Origin of the sequence: Pseudomonas rossensis (genome assembly GCF_039888995.1) — a bacterium.
GTDB classification, from domain to species: Bacteria; Pseudomonadota; Gammaproteobacteria; order Pseudomonadales; family Pseudomonadaceae; genus Aquipseudomonas; species Aquipseudomonas rossensis.
In genome coordinates, this window is record NZ_JBBWCB010000046.1 from 12,345 (window position 1) to 33,385 (window position 21,041).

Here is a 21,041-nt window from a genome sequence, read left to right on the forward strand (position 1 = left end):
CGATCCTATGTGACAGAAAGATGACAATGCAGTGACGCAACAAATCCGCCGCCCGTGGGAACTGGCAGCGGACCGAAAATTTGGGGGGTGTGTAGAAGCTGTCGAGGGAACCGAGGCTGCGATCTTTTGATCTTGCAGTTGGAAGCCAGATCAAAAGATCGCAGCCTCGGTTCCCCTCGACAGCTCCTACACAGGTCCGGGTTTACCCCGGACCTAGGGTTTTACTTTTTTACGACTTCAGCGCCGCCTTCCGCAAGACCCAGGTCAGCCAGTGCTTTTGCAGCAACCTTGGCCGGCAGTGGGATGTAGCCGTCTTTCACTACAACTTCCTGGCCCTGTTTGGACAGAACCAGTTTCACGAACTCGGCTTCCAGCGGGGCCAGAGGCTTGTTCGGGGCTTTGTTGACGTAAACGTAGAGGAAGCGCGACAGCGGGTATTTGCCGTTCAGGGCGTTTTCTTCGGTGTCTTCGACGAACTCAGTGCTGCCTTTCTTGGCCAGGGCCACGGTCTTCACGCTGGCAGTCTTGTAGCCGATGCCCGAGTAACCGACGCCGTTCAGCGAGGAACTGATCGACTGCACGACCGAAGCCGAACCTGGTTGTTCGTTGACGTTTGGCTTGTAGTCGCCTTTGCACAGGGCTTCTTCTTTGAAGTAGCCATAAGTGCCGGATACCGAGTTACGACCGAACAGTTGAACCGGCTTGTTGGCCAGGTCGCCAGTCACGCCCAGGTCACCCCAGGTTTTCACGTCGGTTTTAGCGCCGCACAGACGAGTGGACGAGAAGATCGCGTCGACTTGTTCCATGGTCAGGTGCTGGATCGGGTTGTCCTTGTGCACAAACACAGCCAGTGCATCCACGGCGACCGGGATAGCGGTTGGCTTGTAGCCGTATTTGGTTTCGAAGGCTTGCAGTTCGTTGTCCTTCATTTTGCGACTCATCGGGCCCAGGTTAGCGGTGCCTTCAGTCAGCGCAGGTGGTGCGGTAGAAGAACCGGCAGCCTGAATCTGGATGTTTACGTTCGGGTATTCTTTTTTGTAGTTCTCAGCCCACAGGGTCATGAGGTTGGCCAGAGTATCGGAGCCGACGCTGGACAGGTTGCCCGACACACCAGTGGTCTTGGTGTAGCTCGGGATAGCAGGGTCAACAGCGGCAACCGCGTTGGCAGTCGCAACGCCAGCAGCGACAAAAGTCATTGCCGCCATCAAACGCTTCAGTTTCATGCCTTACTCCTAGCAGATAGGTGTGTTAAGTCGGGGCCAAGTATCAGCAGGCCGTGTGAACACTCTATGGCTGAAATATGACAATTAGATGAAAGGCCAGCATTCGGCTTTTTGCAGGATATTTCGAGTCGCCTTCATCGCGAGCAAGCTCGCTCCCACAGGGATTCTGCGGCGAACACAGAACCAATGTGGGAGCGAGCTTGCTCGCGATGGGGCCCGTACAGGCGATGAAAAAGGTCGGCTTAGCGGCCCTTCTTCCAGAGGTATGCACCCACCAGAATCCCGACACCGCAAATGATCGCCACGTAATAGGCAGGCCCCATCGGGCTTTCCTTGAGCAGCAGGGTGACAACCATCGGGGTCAGGCCGCCGAAGATGGCGTAGGCCAGGTTGTAGGAGAACGACAGCCCGCTAAAGCGCACCACCGCCGGGAAGGCTTTGACCATCACATACGGCACTGCACCGATGGTGCCGACCAGCAAGCCGGTCAAGGCGTACATCGGAAACAGCCAGTCCGGGTGGTTGAACAGGTTGTGGTAGAAGGTCCACGAACTGATCAGCAGCAGAGCACTGCCGAACACGAAGACACGACCCGCACCGAAGCGGTCAGCCAGTGCACCGGAGGCGACGCAGCCCAGGCTCAGAAAAACGATCGCCAGGCTGTTGGCCTGCAATGCGGTGGTTGGCGAGAAGTGGTAGACGGTCTGCAGCACGGTCGGGGTCATCAGGATGACCACGATGATGCCGGCGGACAGCAGCCAGGTCAGCAGCATGGAAATCAGGATCGCCCCGCGATGGTCGCGCAACACGGCGCGTAGCGGCACTTCTTCTGCCAGGGCCTTGCGCAGTTGCAGCTCGGCGAATACCGGCGTCTCGTGCAACCAGCGGCGCAGGTAAACCGAGAACAGGCCGAATACGCCACCCAGCAGGAAAGGAATCCGCCAGGCGTAATCCGAGACTTCGGCAGGGGTGTAAATGCTGTTGATCGCCGTGGCGACCAACGAGCCCAGCAGGATGCCAGCCGTCAGACCGCTGGTCAGGGTGCCGCAGGCATAACCGATATGACGCTGCGGTACGTGTTCGGAAACGAATACCCACGCGCCCGGCACTTCACCGCCAATCGCAGCGCCTTGAATCACCCGCATCAGCAGCAACAGGATCGGCGCCCACATGCCGATCTGCGCGTAAGTCGGTAGCAGGCCCATGATCAGGGTCGGCACCGCCATCATGAAAATGCTCAGGGTGAACATCTTCTTGCGTCCCAGCAGGTCGCCGAAGTGCGCCATGACGATGCCGCCCAGTGGCCGCGCCAGGTAGCCGGCGGCAAAGATCCCGAAGGTCTGCATCAAGCGCAGCCACTCGGGCATGTCGGCCGGGAAGAACAGCTTGCCGACCACCGTGGCGAAGAACACGAAGATGATGAAATCGTAAAACTCCAGCGCACCGCCCAGGGCAGACAACGACAAAGTCTTGTAATCACTGCGGGTCAGCGGACGTGCGGATTGAGTGGACTGCGCGATGCTCGAGGGCGCTGTGGTCATGGCAAGGCTTCTCTTATAGTCGGATCTGCAACCCCAACAACGCTGGCTGAGGCTTGGGCAGGTCCGGCACGATAACAAATTGTTCGAAAAAGCACATAGAGGTGCGTATTTGACGGTCGAAATGAGAACCGGACGGTCGTCTCGGAGTCTACCGACCGATATACTCGCAATCCTGCATCTGCTTGTAAGGGGTTGCTGTGCGAAAACGTCGTTGGCAGCTGTCAGCCGATTTCGCAGAGTTTCCCTTTAGGCGCCTTACGAAAAACGTGACGAACGTAGTATGTTCGGGGCTGAATCGTTTTTCCTTGAGACGGCTATTCACCTGAAGTACCAATGAGAGTCACGGGTCAGAGGCACCCCCGGCATGATAGAGCTCGAACAAGAAGATCCAATTCCGCAAGGCGACCTGGCCCTGCAAATTACCGCGCTTCCCCGCGAAACCAACGGCTTTGGCGATATTTTCGGCGGTTGGCTGGTGTCGCAGATGGATTTGGCCGGCACCGCAATGGCCAGCAAAGTCGCGGGTGGCCGCGTGGCTACGGTTGCGATCGACCGCATGGCATTTCTGGTTCCGGTAGCGGTGGGCGCTCAGCTCTCCTTCTATACCCAGGCGCTGGAAATCGGCCGCAGCTCGATTCAGATGATGGTCGAAGTCTGGAGTGACGATCCGCTGTCCAGCGAGTGGCGTAAAGTGACTGAAGCCGTGTTTGTGTTCGTCGCCATCGACGGCAGCGGTCGCACCCGTTCGGTTCCGCCTAGAGCTCGTTAAACACTGCGACCTTTCTGCGGTCCATTGCAGTCATTGTTCCTGATCGAGAGTTGCCCCATGAGCACGCCCAACGTTGAAGCCGTGAAACTGGATGAACTGAACTGCTGGCGCATCCGCCACGGTCAGGCCGAACTGCTGGTTGCCCAGCAGGGCGCGCACATCCTCAGTTATCAAGTGGCCGGGCAACCGCCGCTGATCTGGCTCAACGACGAGGCAGTGTTCAAGACTGGCAAGAGCATCCGCGCCGGGGTTCCGGTGTGCTGGCCGTGGTTCGGCAACTTGCCGCGCAACCCGCAGAGCGTTCAGGCGATGCGCGTCAGCAATGAAGCGCCGACCGCCCACGGGCTGGTAAGGGCGATGGACTGGGAACTGGGCGGCATTGAAACCGAGGGCGAAAGCCTCGAGGTGGAGTTTGTTCTGCCTTACCCTGAAGGCGGCTTGCCCGGCTGGCCGCATCAAGTGGATTTGAAGCTGAGCATTCGTCTGGATGAGCAACTGCACATCAGCCTGACCAGCCATAACCAGGGCGCTGACAAAGTCACCATCAGCCAGGCGCTGCACAGCTATTTCGCGGTCAGCGATGTACGCGAAGTGCATGTCGAAGGGCTGGATGGCTTGAGTTACATCGAAACCCTGGACGACTGGAAAACCGTCACTCAGACCGGCGATCTGCGTTTTGTCGGCGAGACCGATCGTATCTATCTCAATACCCCGGCGAAGCTGAGCATTGTCGATCCGGCCTGGGAACGGCGCATCGAGCTGACCAGCAGCGGCTCACGCTCGGCGGTGATCTGGAATCCGTGGATTGAACGCGCTGCGGCGTTCAGTGACATGGCCGACGATGGCTGGCAGCGCATGCTGTGCATTGAAACGGCGAATGTGATGGATGATGTGGTGACATTAGCGCCGGGTGCCAGTCACACGTTGGGCGTCAGCATCGGCAGCAAGCCGCTTTAAAGTCAAAAGATCGCAGCCTGCGGCAGCTCCTACGCCGATCTATGGAGGAGCTGCCGCAGGCTGCGATCTTTTGAGCCATCCTTCAATTACAGGTCAGACTCCTTCACCACTCTGACCTTCGCCGCATCCAGCGCATACGCTGCGTCAGCCAGGTCGTTGTTGACCTTCTCGACCTTCAGCGTGCCGGTCACCCACAGCGGTGTATAGATGTCATTCAGCTTCAAACCTTTCGGATAACGCACCAACACCAGTTGATTAGGCGGTGGTGGCGGCACGTGGATGCAGGCGCCCGGATACGGCACAAGGAAGAACAGCGTGCTGTGGCCCTTGGCGTCGGATTCCAGCGGCACCGGATAACCACCGATGCGGATGTTCTTGTCGTTCATCGACGGCACGGTTTTGGTCGAATACATCACCGCCGGCAAACCCTTGCTCTGCTTCATGCCACCCTTTTGGGTAAAGGTGCCATTGGCTTCGGGGGAGTTGTGGTCGATTTCGGGCATGGCCTCGAGGGCTTTCTGATCCGACTTGGGCATCAATTCGAGCCAGTCGGTTTCCGGCAGTTCGCCGGCGTGGGCAAGGCCCGTACCCAGTAAAAGGAGCGTGAACAGAAGACGGCGCATGGAGGTGCTCGGCAAAGGAGAGGACAGTGCAACGCCGAGCATTCTAGCCCTCCCGGCTTGCGCAGCAGAGAGGGCTTTGTCGCTTAAATCAGTTCCTTTTGATCAAGCCGTAGATCACCAGCAAGATCACGGCGCCCACCAGCGCACCCAGGAAGCCTGCGCCTTCCCCGGCCTGATAGAAGCCCAGAGCCTGGCCGCCATAAGTGGCCGCCAGCGAACCGCCGATACCGAGCAGGATGGTCATGATCCAGCCCATGTTGTCATCGCCCGGTTTCAGGAACCGAGCCAGCAGGCCGACGATCAAGCCGATAAAGATGGTTCCGATAATTCCCATGGCATTTCCCTCTGATTGAATGGCAATGCCCAAAGCCTAGTCAGACTTTGGCATCCTGCCATGAGAGAACGGCGGCCCCTGAATGGTTCCGCCGCTGCCACATGAAACTACTCGGCGATGAGCGCTTCGACCTTGAGGATCTGCCGCTCAAGCGTGGCCTTGTCGGCGCAGCGCAGGTTGGCGTGACCGACCTTGCGACCGACCTTGAACGCCTTGCCATAGTGATGCAGATGGCAATCGGCAATGGCCATGACTTTCTCGGTCTCCGGCACTTTACCGATGAAGTTGAGCATCGCGCTCTCGCCGACCTTGGCCGTCGAACCCAGCGGCAGACCGGCAACGGCCCGCAGGTGGTTTTCGAACTGGCTGCACTCGGCACCTTCAGTGGTCCAGTGACCTGAGTTGTGCACGCGCGGAGCAATCTCGTTAGCCTTGAGGCCACCGTCGACTTCAAAGAACTCGAACGCCATCACACCGACGTAATTCAGCTGCTTGAGCACACGGCTGGAATAGTCTTCCGCCAAGGCTTGCAGCGGGTGGTCGGTGCTGGCCACGGACAGCTTGAGGATGCCGCTGTCGTGGGTGTTGTGAACCAGCGGATAAAACTTGGTCTCACCATCGCGAGCGCGCACGGCGATCAACGAGACTTCGCCGGTGAACGGCACGAAGCCTTCCAGCAGGCAAGCCACGCTGCCCAGTTCGGCGAAGGTGCCGACCACGTCTTCAGGCTTGCGCAGGACCTTCTGACCCTTGCCGTCGTAGCCCAGGGTGCGGGTTTTCAGCACGGCCGGCAGACCGATGGAAGCCACGGCAGCGTCCAGATCGGCTTGCGATTGAATGTCGGCGAACGCCGGGGTTGGAATCCCCAGGTCCTTGAACATGCTCTTCTCGAACCAGCGATCACGGGCGATGCGCAAGGCTTCGGCGCTCGGGTAGACCGGGACGAATTGCGACAGGAAAGCCACGGTTTCGGCCGGGACGCTTTCGAACTCGAAAGTCACCAGATCGACTTCATCGGCCAGCTGACGCAGGTGATCCTGATCGCCGTAATCGGCCCGCAGGTGTTCGCCCAACGCGGCTGCGCAAGCATCCGGCGCGGGGTCCAGGAAAGCGAAGTTCATGCCCAGCGGAGTGCCCGCCAGCGCCAACATGCGACCCAACTGGCCGCCACCGATTACACCGATCTTCATCGTCAACAACCTCAGGCGATGCGTGGGTCTGGATTTTCCAGGACGCTGTCTGTCTGCTCAGCGCGGAATTTTTTCAGCACCGCGTGGAACTGCGGGTGCTTGGCGCCAAGGATGCTTGCCGAGAGCAGCGCTGCGTTGATCGCGCCGGCCTTGCCGATGGCCAGGGTGGCGACCGGAATGCCCGCGGGCATCTGCACGATGGACAGCAGCGAATCGACGCCCGAGAGCATCGACGACTGCACCGGCACACCCAGTACCGGCAGGTGGGTCTTGGCCGCACACATGCCTGGCAAGTGAGCCGCGCCGCCGGCACCGGCGATGATCACCTCGATGCCACGCGCCTCAGCCTCTTCGGCGTACTGGAAGAGCAGGTCCGGGGTGCGGTGGGCAGAGACCACTTTCACCTCGTAAGGAATGCCGAGCTTTTCCAGCATATCGGCGGTGTGGCTAAGGGTGGACCAATCGGACTTGGAGCCCATGATCACGCCAACCAGTGCACTCATCGTCGTGCCTCTTCTCTCTGGGCGCCCGCAGGCGCGTCAAAAAACAACAAGCCACGCAAAATGCGTGGCTTGGTTGTACGAATTATGGCCGGACGAACCGGCCGAAGGCCGCGCAGTATACCTCAATGAGGCAGATAAACAGCCCCCGATACGACCATCTGTCATTCGGGGCAAAGTGCCGGTTTTATTGACTTGAAGGTCAATCAATTACACCACCAATCCCTGTGGGAGCGAGCTTGCTCGCGATAGCGTCGGGACAGTCACTATTGATGTTGAATGTTAGTCCGCCATCGCGAGCAAGCTCGCTCCCACAGGGTTAGTCGATGTGCTCAAGTACCTTGCGCTGCGCCACCCTCAAGTTTGCGCCACAGCAACCGCACGTTCGCCTTGCGCACCAGCGCGCAGCGGTACAGACGAATCTCCAGTGGCACATGCCATTGCGGGCCGCCGCAAACCACCAGTTCACCCCGAGCCAGTTCGGCGCGCACGCTGAGCCGCGGCACCCAGGCAATGCCCAATCCTTCCAGCGCCATGCTTTTAAGGCTGTCGGCCATGGCAGTCTCATAAATGGTGGTGAAGCGCAGCGCACGCTGGCGCAGCAGCATGTTCACCGAACGCCCTAGAAACGCCCCGGCGCTGTAAGCCAGCAGCGGAACACTGCCTTCGCCTTCCAGATCGAACAGTGGCTTACCGTCGGCATCAGCCGCGCAAACCGGGAGCATTTCGGTGTCGCCAAGGTGCAGCGACGGGAAGATTTCCGGGTCCATCTGCATCGCGGCATCCGGGTCGTAGAACGCCAGCATCAGATCGCAACCGCCTTCACGCAGGGCATGCACCGCGTCACCGACGTTGGTTGCCACCAGGCGCGTCGCGATGTTCAGGCCTTCATTACGCAACTGCGCGATCCAGCGCGGGAAGAAACCCAGCGCCAGAGAGTGAGCGGCGGCGACCTGCATCACCTCGCCCTGCCCGCCTTCCAGGTGATGAAGGTGACGCAACACTTCACCGAGCTGCTCGACCACCGTCCGCGCGGTGACCAGAAACAACTGCCCCGCCGCCGTCAATTCGATGGGCGTGCGCGAGCGGTTGACCAATTGCAGGCCCAACGCGGCCTCCAGGCTGCGGATTCGCCGGCTAAAGGCAGGCTGTGTCACGAAGCGTCGTTCGGCAGCCTGGGAGAAGCTGCGGGTGGCGGCCAGAGCACTAAAGTCCTCAAGCCATTTACTTTCAAGGTTCATCACGCCCTCCCGGACACGCACCAATTTAGGTCACACGCTCGCCGCAGACACGGCGTCACACGGGCATTATGCCGAATGTGCATAGGCCAGTGTTTAACAGCATTGGCCGAAAATTCTCCACAAGCCTAGCATTTGCAGTGTTCCGGCACAGACCGGGTCCATATCGAGATGATTTCTATCATGTCCTCCGCTGCATCTTTCCGCACAGAAAAAGACCTGCTTGGCGTACTCGAAGTACCTGCTCAAGCGTATTACGGCATCCAGACCCTGCGAGCGGTGAACAACTTCCGTCTCTCCGGCGTTCCGATTTCGCATTACCCGAAGCTGGTTGTCGGCCTGGCAATGGTCAAACAGGCCGCCGCTGACGCCAACCGCGAACTGGGTCACCTGAGCGAAGCCAAGCACGCTGCCATCAGCGAAGCCTGTGCACGTTTGATCCGCGGCGATTTCCACGAAGAGTTCGTGGTGGACATGATTCAAGGCGGCGCTGGCACTTCAACCAACATGAATGCCAACGAAGTCATCGCCAACATCGCGCTGGAGGCCATGGGTCACCAGAAGGGCGAATACCAATACCTGCACCCGAACAACGACGTGAACATGGCGCAGTCGACCAACGACGCCTACCCGACCGCGATCCGTCTGGGTCTGCTGCTAGGTCACGACGCGCTGCTGGCCAGCCTCGACAGCCTGATCCAGGCGTTCGCCGCCAAGGGCCAGGAATTCAGCCACGTATTGAAGATGGGCCGTACCCAGCTGCAAGACGCCGTGCCAATGACCCTGGGTCAAGAATTCCGCGCTTTCGCCACCACGCTGGGCGAAGACCTGGCGCGTCTGAAGACACTGGCTCCTGAGCTGCTGACCGAAGTGAACCTGGGCGGCACAGCGATCGGTACCGGCATCAACGCCGACCCGCGCTACCAACTCCTGGCCGTTCAGCGTCTGGCGCTGATCAGCGGTCAACCGCTGGTTCCGGCCGCCGACCTGATCGAAGCCACCTCCGACATGGGCGCCTTCGTGCTGTTCTCCGGCATGCTCAAGCGCACCGCGGTCAAGCTGTCGAAGATCTGCAACGACCTGCGCCTGCTGTCCAGCGGCCCACGCACCGGCATCAACGAAATCAACCTGCCGGCGCGTCAGCCAGGCAGCTCGATCATGCCTGGCAAGGTCAACCCGGTTATCCCGGAAGCGGTTAACCAGGTGGCGTTCCAGATCATCGGCAACGACTTGGCGCTGACCATCGCAGCCGAAGGCGGCCAACTGCAACTGAACGTGATGGAGCCGCTGATCGCGTTCAAGATCTTCGACTCGATCCGCCTGCTGCAACGCGCCATGGACATGCTGCGCGAGCACTGCATCGTCGGCATCACCGCCAACGAAGAGCGTTGCCGTGAACTGGTCGAGCACTCGATCGGCCTGGTCACCGCGCTGAACCCGTACATCGGCTATGAAAACGCCACCCGTATCGCCCGTATCGCCCTCGAAAGCGGCCGCGGCGTGCTGGAACTGGTGCGCGAAGAAGGCTTGCTCGACGACGAAATGCTCGCCGACATCCTGCGCCCGGAAAACATGATTGCTCCGCGTCTGGTGCCTCTGAAGGCTTAACCGAACGCAACGCCGGCGCTTGCTCTTTTAACGAAGAGCACGAAGCGCCACGCTCACCAGGTCGAGGGACTAGACACCTCTCACCTTTTGAGGGCTTGGGGATTTATTCCCCAAGCCCTTTTTTTTAACTCTTTTGCGGATACGAATATGTCTGAAACCGCAAAGATCGCAGCCTTCGGCAGCTCCTACAGGATTTGACGTACACCCTGTAGGAGCTGCCGAAGGCTGCGATCTTTTGATCTTGCAGCACCTCGTTTCGATGCTTGCACCACAACCGTGCAGACGGACGGCACGCTCATAGGTATAGTGCCGCCCCTCTTCGCGTGAGCGGTCGTCGGTAACGAGGCCCAAACCCATGCGAAACCCGAACTAATAACAACCTGCGATATGGAACCGGGACGAACCTTCGCCTCACCTGTTGTGCCACGCGCAAGCCGGTGTAACGCGATATTTCTGCCCCTCCAGCATTTGCCTAAACAAAAAACAGCGAGGAATAATCCATGCTCGAAGTCATTAACGACTTCCTCTCAGGGAAAGTATTGATCGTGCTCATTGTCGGGCTCGGTAGCTACTTCACGATCCGCTCGCGTTTCGTTCAATTGCGCCACTTTTTCCACATGTTCGCGGTGTTCCGCGACAGCCTGAAAAGCAGCGCCGGTCAACTCAGTTCGTTCCAGGCCTTGATGCTCAGCCTCGCCGGTCGCGTCGGTGCGGGTAACATCGCCGGTGTGGGTATCGCCGTGACCTTGGGTGGTCCGGGCGCGGTGTTCTGGATGTGGGTGACCGCGTTGGTCGGCATGTCCAGCAGCTTCTTCGAATGTTCCCTCGGCCAGCTCTACAAGCGCTGCGATTCCGACGGCACGTACCGTGGCGGCCCGTCCTATTACATCCAGCACGGCCTGCAGAAACGCTGGCTGGGCATGATCATGGCGTTCCTGCTGCTGATCACCTTCGGCTTCGCCTTCAACGGCCTGCAATCCCACGCCGTGACCCACTCGCTGAAAAACGCTTTCGACCTCGACCCCACTTACACGGGCCTGGCCCTGGCGGTGTTGCTGGGTCTGGTGTTCATCGGTGGTATCAAGCGCATCGCCAAGGTCGCTGACCTGCTGGTGCCGGTGAAAACCCTGGTGTACATCGGCGTGACCATCTACGTGATCGTGCTGCAGTTCGACCACGTTCCGGGCATGTTGATGACCATCGTCAAAAGCGCCTTTGGTCTCGACCAGGCCTTCGGCGGCCTGATCGGCAGTGCCATCGTCATGGGCGTGAAGCGTGGCGTGTTCGCCAACGAAGCGGGCCTGGGCAGTGCGCCGAACGTGGCCGCTGTGGCGTCGGTCGAGCACCCGGTTTCGCAAGGCGTGGTTCAGGCGTTCAGCGTGTTCCTCGACACCTTTGTGATCTGCACCTGCACCGCGTTGCTGATCCTGCTCTCGGGCTTCTACACACCAGGCTTCGAAGGCGACGGCATTGCCCTGACCCAGAACTCGCTGGCCGCTGTGGTCGGTGAATGGGGCCGGAGTTTCATCTCCGTGGCCCTGTCGTTGTTCGTGTTCACCTCGATTCTCTACAACTACTACCTGGGCGAGAACAACCTGCGGTTCCTGATCGGTGAAAACCGCAAGGCGCTGATCGGCTACCGCGCACTGGTACTGGTGTTGATCTACTGGGGTGCGATCGAGAACCTGGGTACGGTGTTCGCATTCGCCGACATCACCATGACCCTGCTGGCGTTCGTGAACCTGATCGCGCTGTTCCTGCTGTTCAAAGTCGGCATGCGCATCCTGCGTGACTACGATGACCAGCGCGCGGCCGGTATCAAGACGCCCGTGTTCGATTCGAGCAAGTTCCCGGATCTGGACCTGGACTTGAAAGCCTGGCCAGCCAATCCGCCAGCGGCCGCCACCAAGGCTGAAGCTGAGCCGCAAGGCGTACCCGCAGCGCAACGCTGATCGGTAAAAACCGGGCGCATCCCCTGCGTCCGACGTGACACAACGTGCGGTCAGCGTCATGCTCGACCGCATGCTGTCATCGTTCTCGGAGAACCCCCATGAATTCCTCGACCTATCCTGCCACCCAGCACGTCATGGTGCTCTACACCGGTGGCACCATCGGTATGCAAGCCAGCGTTCACGGCCTGGCCCCGGCGTCCGGTTTTGAAGCGCGGATGCGCGAGTATCTGCACAGCCAACCTGATCTCGTTGTGCCGCAGTGGCGCTTTCGCGAGATGTCGCCGCTGATCGACAGCGCCAACATGAGCCCGGCTTACTGGCAGCAACTGCGTGAAGCGGTGGTTGACGCTGTCGATGTCCAGGGTTGCGACAGCGTGCTGATCCTGCACGGCACCGACACCCTCGCCTACAGCGCGGCGGCCATGAGTTTTCAATTGCTCGGCCTGCAGGCCCGCGTGGTGTTCACCGGCTCCATGCTGCCGGCCGGCGTGACCGACAGTGATGCCTGGGAAAACCTCAGTGGCGCGCTGGTTGCTTTGGGTCACGGCCTTGCGCCGGGCGTTCATCTGTACTTCCACGGCGAACTGCTGGACCCGACCCGTTGCGCGAAGGTGCGCAGTTTCGGTCGTCATCCGTTCAAGCGACTGGAGCGTCAGGGCGGCGGCGTGAAAGCGCCAGCGCTGCCAGTGGAGTTGCATTACCGCAAGATCAAGCAATTGGCGAAAGTCGCTGTGCTGCCGCTGTTCCCCGGCATCGGCGCCGAGATACTGGACGGCCTGCTCGACAGCGGCATTCAAGGCCTGGTGCTGGAGTGCTACGGCAGCGGTACCGGGCCGAGCGACAATCCGGAGTTCCTCGCCAGCCTGGAACGGGCGCGGGACAAGGGTGTAGTGGTGGTCGCGGTTACGCAATGCCATGAAGGTGGCGTCGAGCTGGATGTTTACGAGGCTGGCAGTCGGTTGCGTGGCGTTGGCGTGCTTTCGGGTGGTGGCATGACCCGTGAAGCCGCGTTCGGCAAGTTGCATGCGTTGCTGGGTGCAAATCTGGATAACGCCGAAGTGCGTCGTCTTGTAGAACTCGACCTCTGCGGCGAACTGAGCTGACACCACACCAATCCCTGTGGGAGCGAGCCTGCTCGCGAAGACGGTGGCACATCCAGCATCGGTGTGACGGACACACCGCTTTCGCGAGCAGGCTCGCTCCCACAGGATCTTCATTCGGCACACAACTTGCTCTTCTTCCAGCATCCCAAGGCTGGAACACCCCATGCTCCACTCCCACCTCACCACCCTCAACGCTGTCTCCCTGGTGCTCAACGCCTTCAAGGCTGAAGGCCTGTCGAGCGAAGCACTACTCGCCGGAAGCGGCATCAGCGCGGCGGATCTGAGCCGGGCGGACACGCGCATCACCACCAATCAGGAGATGCAGGTCTGCGCCAACGCCGTCGCGCTCAAGCGTGATATCGGCCTGGAATTGGGCCGGCGAATGCATGTTTCGTCCTACGGCATGCTCGGGTACGCCTTACTCACCAGCGCCACTTTAGGTGACGCCTTACGGCTGGCACTGCACTATCCGGCGCTATTAGGAACACTGTTCGAGTTGAGCCTGGAAGAGGATAACGAGCGCATCTGGCTCACCGCTGGCGACTATCGGGAAAACCCTGCGCTGGCGCCATTCAATGTCGAGTTTTGCCTGGTTTCGATGAAGGTCACTTGCGAAGACCTGCTCGGCCAACCGTTGCCGCTGCTTGGCGCCCGCTTCGAATACCCGGCACCGGACTATCAGGCACGCTACATCGAACGTTTCGATTGCCCCTTGCAGTTCGACGCGGCGTCCAACGCCTTCGCCTTTGATAAACGCTGGCTCGATCAACCCTTGCCTCTGGCCGACGCCATCACCCATCAGGCCATGGCCGAACGGTGCCGCAAACAGAACACCGAGTTCACGGGTCGCCAGGTCTGGCTGGGACGAATCCGCCAGCTACTCAGCGCACAGTTGAATGCGGCGCCCGGCCTCGAAGGTTTGGCCGAACAGATGAATTGCTCGGCGCGCACCTTGCGTCGGCACTTGAAGGATCTGGGGTGCAGCTATCAGGAATTGCTTGATGAGCTGCGGTTCGAGCAGGCCAAACGCATGCTCTGCGAGGACCAATTGCCGATCTATCGGATTGCAGAAGCGCTGGGGTTCAGCGAGACCGCGAGTTTCCGTCATGCGTTTGTGCGCTGGAGCGGCGTGGCGCCCAGTCAGTTCCGGCCACACGGATAGCCCCTGTGGGAGCACTCCATGCTCTGAGGTGGGGCATGTCGCGCCAACAAGGGGCGAATTCCGGTCAATTCTTTTGGCCATATCGATCCCCTTTTGGCCTTTCCTGCCGTTCTCTCAAACGCCGCGCGCCGCAAGACTGTGTTCAACCGAATCAGCTTGCGGAGAACAAGAAATGCTGACGATCTACTCGGACGATCACCACCTGCACCACGGCCGTTGCGAATTGATGGACGGGCAACTGATGCCCTGCTTCGAAATGCCTTCGCGAGCCGACCATGTTCTGCAGCGCGTGCAGTACCGCGACCTGGGCCCTGTAGAAGCGCCACAGGATTTCGGCCTCGACCCGATCGCGCGCGTCCACAGCCGCGACTACCTCGACTTCTTCAAAGGTGCCTGGGCGCGCTGGACCGAATTCGGTACCGACGGCGACTTGCTGCCCTACACCTGGCCGGCCCGCACCCTGCGCCGGATCATCCCCACCAGCCTGCACGGCCAACTCGGCTATTACAGCTTCGACGGCGGCGCGCCGATTACCGCCGGTACCTGGCAAGCGGCATACAGCGCGGCGCAAGTCGCGTTGACCGCTCAAGCCGTCATTCAACGCGGCGCCCGCAGTGCCTTCGCCCTGTGTCGTCCACCGGGACACCACGCCGCCAGCGATTTGATGGGCGGTTATTGCTACCTCAACAATGCCGCCATCGCTGCGCAGGCGTTCCTCGATCAGGGCCACAAAAAAGTCGCGATCCTCGACGTCGACTACCACCACGGCAACGGTACTCAATCGATTTTCTACGAACGCAGCGATGTGCTGTTCACCTCGATCCACGGGCATCCGGAAGCCGAGTTCCCGTTCTTCCTCGGCTATGAAGATGAGCTGGGTGAAGGGGCCGGCGAAGGTTTCAACTTCAACTACCCTTTGCCGGCCGGCAGCGGTTGGGACAGTTGGAGTGCCGCGCTGGAACACGCCTGCAAAGAGATCGAAAAGTACGGCGCCGATATCGTCGTCGTATCCCTGGGCGTCGATACGTTCAAGGACGACCCGATTTCCCAATTCAAGCTCGACAGCCCGGATTACCTGGCCATGGGCGCCCGCATCGCCGGCCTCGGCAAGCCGACGCTGTTCGTGATGGAAGGCGGCTACGCGGTAGAAGAAATCGGCATCAATGCCGTGAACGTTCTCGAAGGTTTTGAAAGCGCCCAATGAGGAATTAGAACAATGATCAGTCTCAAGCGTTTTATCGCGCCAGCACTCTTCCCCACAGTGCTGTGCGCCACAGTGCTCAGTGGTGCCGTCCACGCTGAAGAGCGAACGTTGCGCGTCTACAACTGGTTCGACTACATCACCCCCAAAGCGCTGGAAGACTTCAAGGCCCAGAACACCCAGACCAAACTGGTCTACGACATCTTCGACACCAACGAAGCACTCGAAGCCAAGCTGCTGACCGGCAACTCCGGCTACGACGTGGTGGTGCCATCCAACGTGTTCCTCGCCAAGCAGATCGAGGCCGGCGTTTTCCAGCCACTGGACCGCAGCAAACTGCCGAACTGGAACCACCTCGACCCCAAGCTGATGAAGCTGATCGAAGCCAACGATCCGGGCAACAAATTTGCCGTGCCGTACATGTACGGCACCATCCTGATCGGCTTCAACCCGGACAAGGTCAAAGCTGCGCTGGGCGACAACGCACCGGTGGACAGCTGGGACCTGATCTTCAAGGAAGAGAACATCAGCAAGCTCAAACAGTGCGGTGTTGCGCTACTCGACTCGCCGTCGGAGATCCTTCCGCTGGCCCTGCAACACCTCGGACTGGACCCCAACAGCAAGAAACCGGCGGACTACGAAAAGGCTGAAGCGCTGCTGATGAAGATCCGTCCTTACGTCACCTACTTCCATTCTTCGAAGTACATGGCCGACATCGCCAACGGTGACATCTGCGTCGCTGTCGGTTACTCCGGCAGCTTCGCCCAGGCCGCCAACCGCGCCAAGGAAGCCAAGAACGGCGTGATCGTCGACATGCGCCTGCCGAAAGAAGGCGCGCCGATCTGGTTCGACATGCTTTCGATCCCGAAAGGCGCGAAGAACCCGGAAGACGCCTACACCTTTATCAACTACTTGTTGCAGCCGCAGGTGATTGCACCGGTCAGCGACTTCGTCGGCTACCCGAACCCGAACAAGGACGCCACAGAATTGGTCGACCCGGCGATCCGCAACAACCCGAACCTGTACCCGACCGAAACGGCGATGAGCACGCTCTACACCCTGCAACCCCTGCCCCGTGACGCCGAACGGGCACGGACCCGGGCCTGGACCAAGATCAAGTCCGGGACCTGACACCTGACGGAAGTCCTCGATCTCAGGGCCGCCAAGCCTTTTGCAATCGCCCGAGCGCTGCGCTGATCGCCGCCTCGGGCACCGCCGCAAAGCCCAGCACCAACCCGGCGCGTTGATCCACAGTGTTTCTCGAATCCGGTAGCCAGTAACTGCTCAGGCCGTTGATCTCGACATCAACGCTGGCGGCGGCTTCAATCAGTTCGCGTTCGCGGGCCTGAGTGTCGACCGCCACTGTCAGGTGCAGCCCTGCCGCCACACTCGGCAGGCTGCCAACCCCGGGAATATCCGAGGGCCAGTTGGCCAGAAGTGTGTTGCGGCGACTCAACGCGGCGCGGCGCATGCGGCGGATATGCCGCTGGAAATGCCCGGCCGCCATGAACTCGGCCATGACGGCCTGGGTGCTCACCTCGGAATGCCGAACATCGACCGCGCGACGCTGGGCGAAAGCGTCCACCAATGCCGGTGGCAGCACCAGATAGCCCAGGCGCAATGCCGGGAAAGCCACTTTGCCGAAAGTGCCGACGTAGAGCACCCGCCCGTGACGATCAAGCGCAGCCAGCGGTGCCAGTGGCGCGCCGCTGTAACGATACTCGCCATCGTAATCATCCTCGACGATCCAACCCTCGGTTCGCTCGGCCCAGGCCAACAACTCCAGCCGCCGCGCCAGACTCATCACCACCCCGGTCGGGTACTGATGCGACGGCGTGACATAGGCCAGACGACAATCGTTGAGCCCGTTCAATTCGGTGCAGTCGATGCCCTCGCTGTCCACCGCCACCCCGTGCAATCGCGCACTGGCCACGGCGAACGCATGACCCGCCGCACGATACCCCGGATTCTCGATCGCCACGCCATCGCCCGGCTCTACCAGCAGCTGTGCACAAAGGCTAATCCCCTGCTGTGCGCCACTGGTGATCACTATTTGCTCAGTCGTGCACTGCATCCCCCGGGAACTGCGCAAGTACGCGGCAATCAGACCGCGTAATCGTGCATCGCCCGCTGGATCGCCGTAACACAGCTGCTGGAGATCCGGTTTACGCCAGAAAGCCCCATTCAGCTTGGCCCAGACCTCGAAAGGGAACAGGTCGAAAGCCGGAACACCCACCCGAAATGCACGGGGTGGACCGACGGGAGGCAAGGCCAAATGATTCCTTTCAACCCGCCCCAATGCGCCGCTGTGGATAACTTTGCTGGATGAAACCACAGGTAAATCCAGCCAATTTGTGGATAAGGCTGTGGGTAACCCTGTTGACAACCCTGTGGATACTTTTGTGGATAGTTTTTTCACCGACAACACTGATTGAGACAATTGCGCGACATACGTCCCGTCACCCACACGCCCTTCAATAAAGCCCTCGGCGTAGAGCTGATCGTAGGCCCGGACCACGCTGTTTCGGGAAATCGACAACGCCGCCGCCAGATCACGACTGGCCGGTAATCGCGTACCGCTGGCCAGCCGACCGTCGAGCACTCGCACCCGCAAGGCCTGATAGAGCTGACGACTCAAACCCTGACGGCGATCGAGTTCGATACCCGCCGGGTTGAATGACAAGGACAGTGGCTCGCTGGTCATGGCAATGGACCTATGAAATTGGTCGTTAATGGCTCTTACAACAGACCAATAGCCTGCCTAGGATGCAGGCATTCGCCAAGGAAAATCTCCATGTACACGCCAAGCAGCTTTGCCATAGATGATTTGCATGAACTGCACCAGCAGATACTCGGTACCCGCCTCGCTGTGTTGGTCACACACGGGGAACAAGGTCTGCAAGCCAGCCATTTGCCGCTGCTGCTGAGTTCAGACCAGGGCCCGAATGGCACCCTTTTTGGACACTTTGCCAAGGCCAATCCGCAATGGAAGGAACTGCAGAACGGCGCCGAAGCCCTGGTGATTTTTGCCGGTGCCGACGCTTACGTCAGCCCGGGGTTTTACCCGAGCAAAGCCGAGCACGGCAAAGTGGTGCCGACCTGGAACTACGTCGCCGTGCATGCGTACGGCACGGCCGAAGTGTTCACCGACGCCGATCGCCTGCGCACGCTGGTCAGCGCGCTGACTGATCGTCATGAAGCGAGTCGCGCCAGTCCATGGAAAGTCGCCGATGCCCCCGCCGACTACATTGACGGGATGCTCAAGGCCATCGTCGGTTTTGCCTTGCCGATCCAGCGCCTGGAAGGCAAACGCAAGCTCAGCCAGAACCGCAACGCTGCAGACATCACCGGTGTGCGCGAGGGGCTTGCCGCCAGCCCTGATGTGCACGACCAGGCCCTCGCCCACTTGATGCGTTAAGGAATGAACATGAGTCAGATCGACATACGCCAGGTCACCGCCGACGACCGCGCCGCCTGGTTGCCCTTGTGGCAAGCGTACCTGCGCTTCTACAACACCGAACTGCCTGAGGCCGTCACCCAAAGCACGTGGCAGCGCCTGGTCGACCCGAGCGAACCGACCCATGCCGCGCTGGCCTGGGCCGACGGCAAAGCGGTGGGCATGGTGCACTTCATCTACCATCGTTCGAACTGGAGCATCGAAAACTCCTGCTACCTGCAAGACCTGTTGGTAACGCCTGAAACCCGCGGCACTGGCGTCGGCCGACAGTTGATCGAATTCGTTTACGCGACAGCCAAAGAGGACGGTTGCTGCAAGGTCCACTGGCTGACCCACGAAACCAATACCACTGCGATTCAGCTCTATGAGCGCATCGCCGAACGCCCCGGTTTCATCCAGTTTCGCAAAGCCATTTAAGGTTCAAGGAGAGCAGCATGTCAATTTCACTCGCCGACTGGAAAGGCGTTCCGGCACCGTCGGTTCAAACCATCGAAGGGCGTTTCATCCGCCTGGAAAAACTCGACCCGGCGCGTCACGCCGACGGTTTGTGGAAGGCCCTGCAAGGCCCGGGTGCCGACCCGAAACTCTGGGACTATTTGCCATACGGTCCTTTCCCGGAGCGCAGCGCGTTCAACGATTGGCTGAACAATCATGCGGCCAATAGCGACCCGTACTTCTTCAGCGTGATCGACCGTGCCAGCGGCGATGTGCAGGGCATCCTCAGTTTGATGTCGATTGTTCCTTCACAAGGCCGGATCGAGATCGGCCATGTCACTTTCGGCGCGCCAATGCAGCGCTCGCCGAAAAGCACCGAGGCGGTTTACCTGCTCGCCAAAGAGTCGTTTGCCTTGGGTTACCGACGCCTGGAGTGGAAGTGCAACAACGGCAACGCCCGCTCCAAATACGCAGCCGAACGACTGGGGTTCAGTTTTGAAGGCGTGTTTCGTCAGCACATGGTGGTCAAGGGGCAGAACCGGGATACGGCGTGGTATTCGATTCTGGACTCGGAATGGCCGGCGATCGGGGCGGGGTTTGAGCGCTGGCTATCCGATGAGAACCAGACGGATTCGGGGCAGGTGAAAACCCTGGCCGAGTGCCGCAGGTAAAACATCGGCGCCTGGACGGACGCCTTCGCGAGCAAGCTCGCTCCCACAATTGATCTGCGGCGATCCCCAATATTGCGTTCACCGAAAATCCCTGTGGGAGCGAGCTTGCTCGCGATTGGCTTCACGCTAATTTCTGGGCAAGCACCGCAATATGCTCCGGCCCGATCCCGCAGCAACCACCCAAATGACTGGCGCCGCGTTCTTTCCAATCAGCCGCCCACTGCAAATAACCTGGCGGATCGAGGTCTTCGCGCAGTGGGTCCAAACCGTCGTTGGCCGTGGCCTCTTTCGGTTGCGGCGGGAAGGCATTGGCGTAGGCGCCGATGTGAATCTTCACCCCCAAACGCTCGAAGGTTTCCCGCGCGGCATCAATCGCAGCACCGATCACTTCCGGCTGGCTGCAATTGAACAGCAACGTCTCGACGCCCAGCTCAGCCGCCACTGCTGCGGCGTCAGCCACCGGCTCACCCGAACGCAGGCGCGGCACCTCATCCGTGTCCTCATCCTTCAGGGTAAACGACAGCCAGAACGGTTTGCCGTCCGTTGGCAGACCGGCATGGATCGCTCGCGCTTCAACGATCGAGCTCTGGGTTTCCGCCAGCCACAGATCGACATGAGGCGCGAGACCCTTCACCAGCGGCGCCAACAATTCAGTCACCCGAGCAGCATCGAAAAGGTCCGGACGGTAGGACCCAAACAGCGGCGGCAATGAACCGGCCACCCGCACCGCTTTGCCCGAAGCCTCTACAGCGCGCCGAGCCAGCTCACCGGCCAACGCCGCGAGCGCCTGCCCTTCGGCTGCAAAACGCTCTTCGCCAATGTGAAACGGCACCACCGCGTAACTGTTGCTGGTAATCACGTTGGCACCGCTTTCGATATAAGCCGTGTGTACCGCCTGTACCGCTTGCGGCGCTTCGCTCAAGGCCAGCGCCGACCACTCGGGCTGTCTGAACGGCGCGCCTCGGCGCTGCAACTCACGACCCATGCCGCCATCCAGAATTACTGTGCTTGCTGCGCCCATATGCTTTTCACTCATAAGCTTATGAAAATAACTCACTACCAGAGTCGCTCTTATAA

Annotated in this window: 20 protein-coding genes; 11 read left to right on the top strand and 9 right to left on the bottom strand. The window is 60.1% G+C overall.

Annotated features, from left to right (window positions below; genetic code table 11):
* Positions 1-221: 221 nt before the first annotated feature.
* A complete protein-coding gene (locus tag WLY71_RS14460) occupies positions 222-1,223 on the bottom strand; it encodes a phosphate ABC transporter substrate-binding protein PstS (protein WP_347804084.1) in 1,002 nt (333 codons plus the stop codon).
* A gap of 242 nt (positions 1,224-1,465) precedes the next feature.
* Entirely contained in the window at positions 1,466-2,764 is a 1,299-nt protein-coding gene (locus WLY71_RS14465; protein ID WP_347804085.1) for an MFS transporter, read from the bottom strand.
* A gap of 364 nt (positions 2,765-3,128) precedes the next feature.
* On the opposite strand from WLY71_RS14465, the gene WLY71_RS14470 reads away from it, so the two are divergent.
* Positions 3,129-3,533 (top strand): acyl-CoA thioesterase, encoded by a 405-nt coding sequence (locus WLY71_RS14470; RefSeq protein ID WP_003177184.1) that lies wholly within the window; start codon positions 3,129-3,131, stop codon positions 3,531-3,533.
* Between the two features lie 57 nt (positions 3,534-3,590).
* Positions 3,591-4,490 carry a D-hexose-6-phosphate mutarotase gene (locus WLY71_RS14475; protein WP_347804086.1) on the top strand — a complete coding sequence of 300 codons (900 nt, stop codon included), beginning with the start codon at positions 3,591-3,593 and terminating at the stop codon, positions 4,488-4,490.
* A gap of 86 nt (positions 4,491-4,576) precedes the next feature.
* On the opposite strand, the gene WLY71_RS14480 is transcribed toward WLY71_RS14475, so the two are convergent.
* From WLY71_RS14480 to WLY71_RS14500, 5 genes are all read right to left on the bottom strand, one after another.
* On the bottom strand, positions 4,577-5,113 hold the full coding sequence (locus tag WLY71_RS14480) for a DUF3299 domain-containing protein (RefSeq protein ID WP_347804087.1): 537 nt from the start codon (positions 5,111-5,113) through the stop codon (positions 4,577-4,579).
* Positions 5,114-5,201: 88 nt separating this feature from the next.
* Positions 5,202-5,447: a GlsB/YeaQ/YmgE family stress response membrane protein gene (locus tag WLY71_RS14485; protein ID WP_347804088.1), complete on the bottom strand. Its 246-nt coding sequence runs from the start codon at positions 5,445-5,447 to the stop codon at positions 5,202-5,204.
* A gap of 107 nt (positions 5,448-5,554) precedes the next feature.
* Complete coding sequence (locus WLY71_RS14490) at positions 5,555-6,637, bottom strand: 5-(carboxyamino)imidazole ribonucleotide synthase (protein WP_347804089.1); 1,083 nt, start codon at positions 6,635-6,637, stop codon at positions 5,555-5,557.
* An 11-nt stretch (positions 6,638-6,648) separates the two neighbouring features.
* Positions 6,649-7,140, bottom strand: coding sequence for a 5-(carboxyamino)imidazole ribonucleotide mutase (gene purE, locus WLY71_RS14495; protein ID WP_008150032.1), 492 nt, complete (start codon positions 7,138-7,140; stop codon positions 6,649-6,651).
* A 329-nt stretch (positions 7,141-7,469) separates the two neighbouring features.
* Complete coding sequence (locus WLY71_RS14500) at positions 7,470-8,378, bottom strand: LysR substrate-binding domain-containing protein (RefSeq protein WP_347804090.1); 909 nt, start codon at positions 8,376-8,378, stop codon at positions 7,470-7,472.
* 180 nt (positions 8,379-8,558) lie between these two features.
* On the opposite strand from WLY71_RS14500, the gene aspA reads away from it, so the two are divergent.
* The 6 genes from aspA to WLY71_RS14530 all read left to right on the top strand — a co-directional run bounded on the left by aspA (position 8,559) and on the right by WLY71_RS14530 (position 16,532).
* Positions 8,559-9,983: an aspartate ammonia-lyase gene (gene aspA / locus WLY71_RS14505; RefSeq protein ID WP_347804091.1), complete on the top strand. Its 1,425-nt coding sequence runs from the start codon at positions 8,559-8,561 to the stop codon at positions 9,981-9,983.
* Between the two features lie 500 nt (positions 9,984-10,483).
* Entirely contained in the window at positions 10,484-11,935 is a 1,452-nt protein-coding gene (locus WLY71_RS14510) for an alanine/glycine:cation symporter family protein (protein ID WP_347804092.1), read from the top strand.
* Positions 11,936-12,033: 98 nt separating this feature from the next.
* On the top strand, positions 12,034-13,038 hold the full coding sequence (locus WLY71_RS14515) for an asparaginase (protein ID WP_347804093.1): 1,005 nt from the start codon (positions 12,034-12,036) through the stop codon (positions 13,036-13,038).
* Positions 13,039-13,201: 163 nt separating this feature from the next.
* Entirely contained in the window at positions 13,202-14,200 is a 999-nt protein-coding gene (locus WLY71_RS14520) for an AraC family transcriptional regulator (protein WP_347804094.1), read from the top strand.
* A gap of 172 nt (positions 14,201-14,372) precedes the next feature.
* Positions 14,373-15,404: a histone deacetylase family protein gene (locus WLY71_RS14525; RefSeq protein WP_347804095.1), complete on the top strand. Its 1,032-nt coding sequence runs from the start codon at positions 14,373-14,375 to the stop codon at positions 15,402-15,404.
* Between the two features lie 12 nt (positions 15,405-15,416).
* Positions 15,417-16,532, top strand: a complete 1,116-nt coding sequence (locus WLY71_RS14530; RefSeq protein ID WP_347804096.1) for a polyamine ABC transporter substrate-binding protein — start codon at positions 15,417-15,419, stop codon at positions 16,530-16,532.
* A gap of 22 nt (positions 16,533-16,554) precedes the next feature.
* Here WLY71_RS14530 and pdxR read toward each other — a convergent pair whose 3' ends face one another.
* Positions 16,555-18,105: a MocR-like pyridoxine biosynthesis transcription factor PdxR gene (gene pdxR / locus WLY71_RS14535; RefSeq protein ID WP_347804097.1), complete on the bottom strand. Its 1,551-nt coding sequence runs from the start codon at positions 18,103-18,105 to the stop codon at positions 16,555-16,557.
* 90 nt (positions 18,106-18,195) lie between these two features.
* On the opposite strand from pdxR, the gene WLY71_RS14540 reads away from it, so the two are divergent.
* From WLY71_RS14540 to WLY71_RS14550, 3 genes are read left to right on the top strand one after another with little or no spacing between them, the layout of a single operon-like run.
* Positions 18,196-18,819 carry an FMN-binding negative transcriptional regulator gene (locus tag WLY71_RS14540; protein ID WP_347804098.1) on the top strand — a complete coding sequence of 208 codons (624 nt, stop codon included), beginning with the start codon at positions 18,196-18,198 and terminating at the stop codon, positions 18,817-18,819.
* A 9-nt stretch (positions 18,820-18,828) separates the two neighbouring features.
* Entirely contained in the window at positions 18,829-19,275 is a 447-nt protein-coding gene (locus tag WLY71_RS14545) for a GNAT family N-acetyltransferase (protein WP_347804099.1), read from the top strand.
* A 17-nt stretch (positions 19,276-19,292) separates the two neighbouring features.
* Entirely contained in the window at positions 19,293-19,964 is a 672-nt protein-coding gene (locus tag WLY71_RS14550; RefSeq protein WP_347804100.1) for a GNAT family N-acetyltransferase, read from the top strand.
* 121 nt (positions 19,965-20,085) lie between these two features.
* On the opposite strand, the gene WLY71_RS14555 is transcribed toward WLY71_RS14550, so the two are convergent.
* Positions 20,086-20,985, bottom strand: a complete 900-nt coding sequence (locus WLY71_RS14555; protein ID WP_347804101.1) for a homocysteine S-methyltransferase family protein — start codon at positions 20,983-20,985, stop codon at positions 20,086-20,088.
* Positions 20,986-21,041: the final 56 nt, after the last annotated feature.

Coding starts and splice junctions, on each gene's coding strand:
- WLY71_RS14510 (WP_347804092.1), top strand. CDS start 10,484: ATGCTCGAAGTCATTAACGACTTCCTCTCAGGGAAAGTATTGATCGTG.
- WLY71_RS14515 (WP_347804093.1), top strand. CDS start 12,034: ATGAATTCCTCGACCTATCCTGCCACCCAGCACGTCATGGTGCTCTAC.
- WLY71_RS14460 (WP_347804084.1), bottom strand. CDS start 1,223: ATGAAACTGAAGCGTTTGATGGCGGCAATGACTTTTGTCGCTGCTGGC.
- WLY71_RS14475 (WP_347804086.1), top strand. CDS start 3,591: ATGAGCACGCCCAACGTTGAAGCCGTGAAACTGGATGAACTGAACTGC.
- WLY71_RS14550 (WP_347804100.1), top strand. CDS start 19,293: ATGTCAATTTCACTCGCCGACTGGAAAGGCGTTCCGGCACCGTCGGTT.
- WLY71_RS14500 (WP_347804090.1), bottom strand. CDS start 8,378: ATGAACCTTGAAAGTAAATGGCTTGAGGACTTTAGTGCTCTGGCCGCC.
- WLY71_RS14520 (WP_347804094.1), top strand. CDS start 13,202: ATGCTCCACTCCCACCTCACCACCCTCAACGCTGTCTCCCTGGTGCTC.
- WLY71_RS14555 (WP_347804101.1), bottom strand. CDS start 20,985: ATGGGCGCAGCAAGCACAGTAATTCTGGATGGCGGCATGGGTCGTGAG.
- aspA (WP_347804091.1), top strand. CDS start 8,559: ATGTCCTCCGCTGCATCTTTCCGCACAGAAAAAGACCTGCTTGGCGTA.
- WLY71_RS14470 (WP_003177184.1), top strand. CDS start 3,129: ATGATAGAGCTCGAACAAGAAGATCCAATTCCGCAAGGCGACCTGGCC.
- WLY71_RS14525 (WP_347804095.1), top strand. CDS start 14,373: ATGCTGACGATCTACTCGGACGATCACCACCTGCACCACGGCCGTTGC.
- WLY71_RS14465 (WP_347804085.1), bottom strand. CDS start 2,764: ATGACCACAGCGCCCTCGAGCATCGCGCAGTCCACTCAATCCGCACGT.
- purE (WP_008150032.1), bottom strand. CDS start 7,140: ATGAGTGCACTGGTTGGCGTGATCATGGGCTCCAAGTCCGATTGGTCC.
- WLY71_RS14480 (WP_347804087.1), bottom strand. CDS start 5,113: ATGCGCCGTCTTCTGTTCACGCTCCTTTTACTGGGTACGGGCCTTGCC.
- WLY71_RS14485 (WP_347804088.1), bottom strand. CDS start 5,447: ATGGGAATTATCGGAACCATCTTTATCGGCTTGATCGTCGGCCTGCTG.
- WLY71_RS14530 (WP_347804096.1), top strand. CDS start 15,417: ATGATCAGTCTCAAGCGTTTTATCGCGCCAGCACTCTTCCCCACAGTG.
- WLY71_RS14540 (WP_347804098.1), top strand. CDS start 18,196: ATGTACACGCCAAGCAGCTTTGCCATAGATGATTTGCATGAACTGCAC.
- WLY71_RS14490 (WP_347804089.1), bottom strand. CDS start 6,637: ATGAAGATCGGTGTAATCGGTGGCGGCCAGTTGGGTCGCATGTTGGCG.
- WLY71_RS14545 (WP_347804099.1), top strand. CDS start 18,829: ATGAGTCAGATCGACATACGCCAGGTCACCGCCGACGACCGCGCCGCC.
- pdxR (WP_347804097.1), bottom strand. CDS start 18,105: ATGACCAGCGAGCCACTGTCCTTGTCATTCAACCCGGCGGGTATCGAA.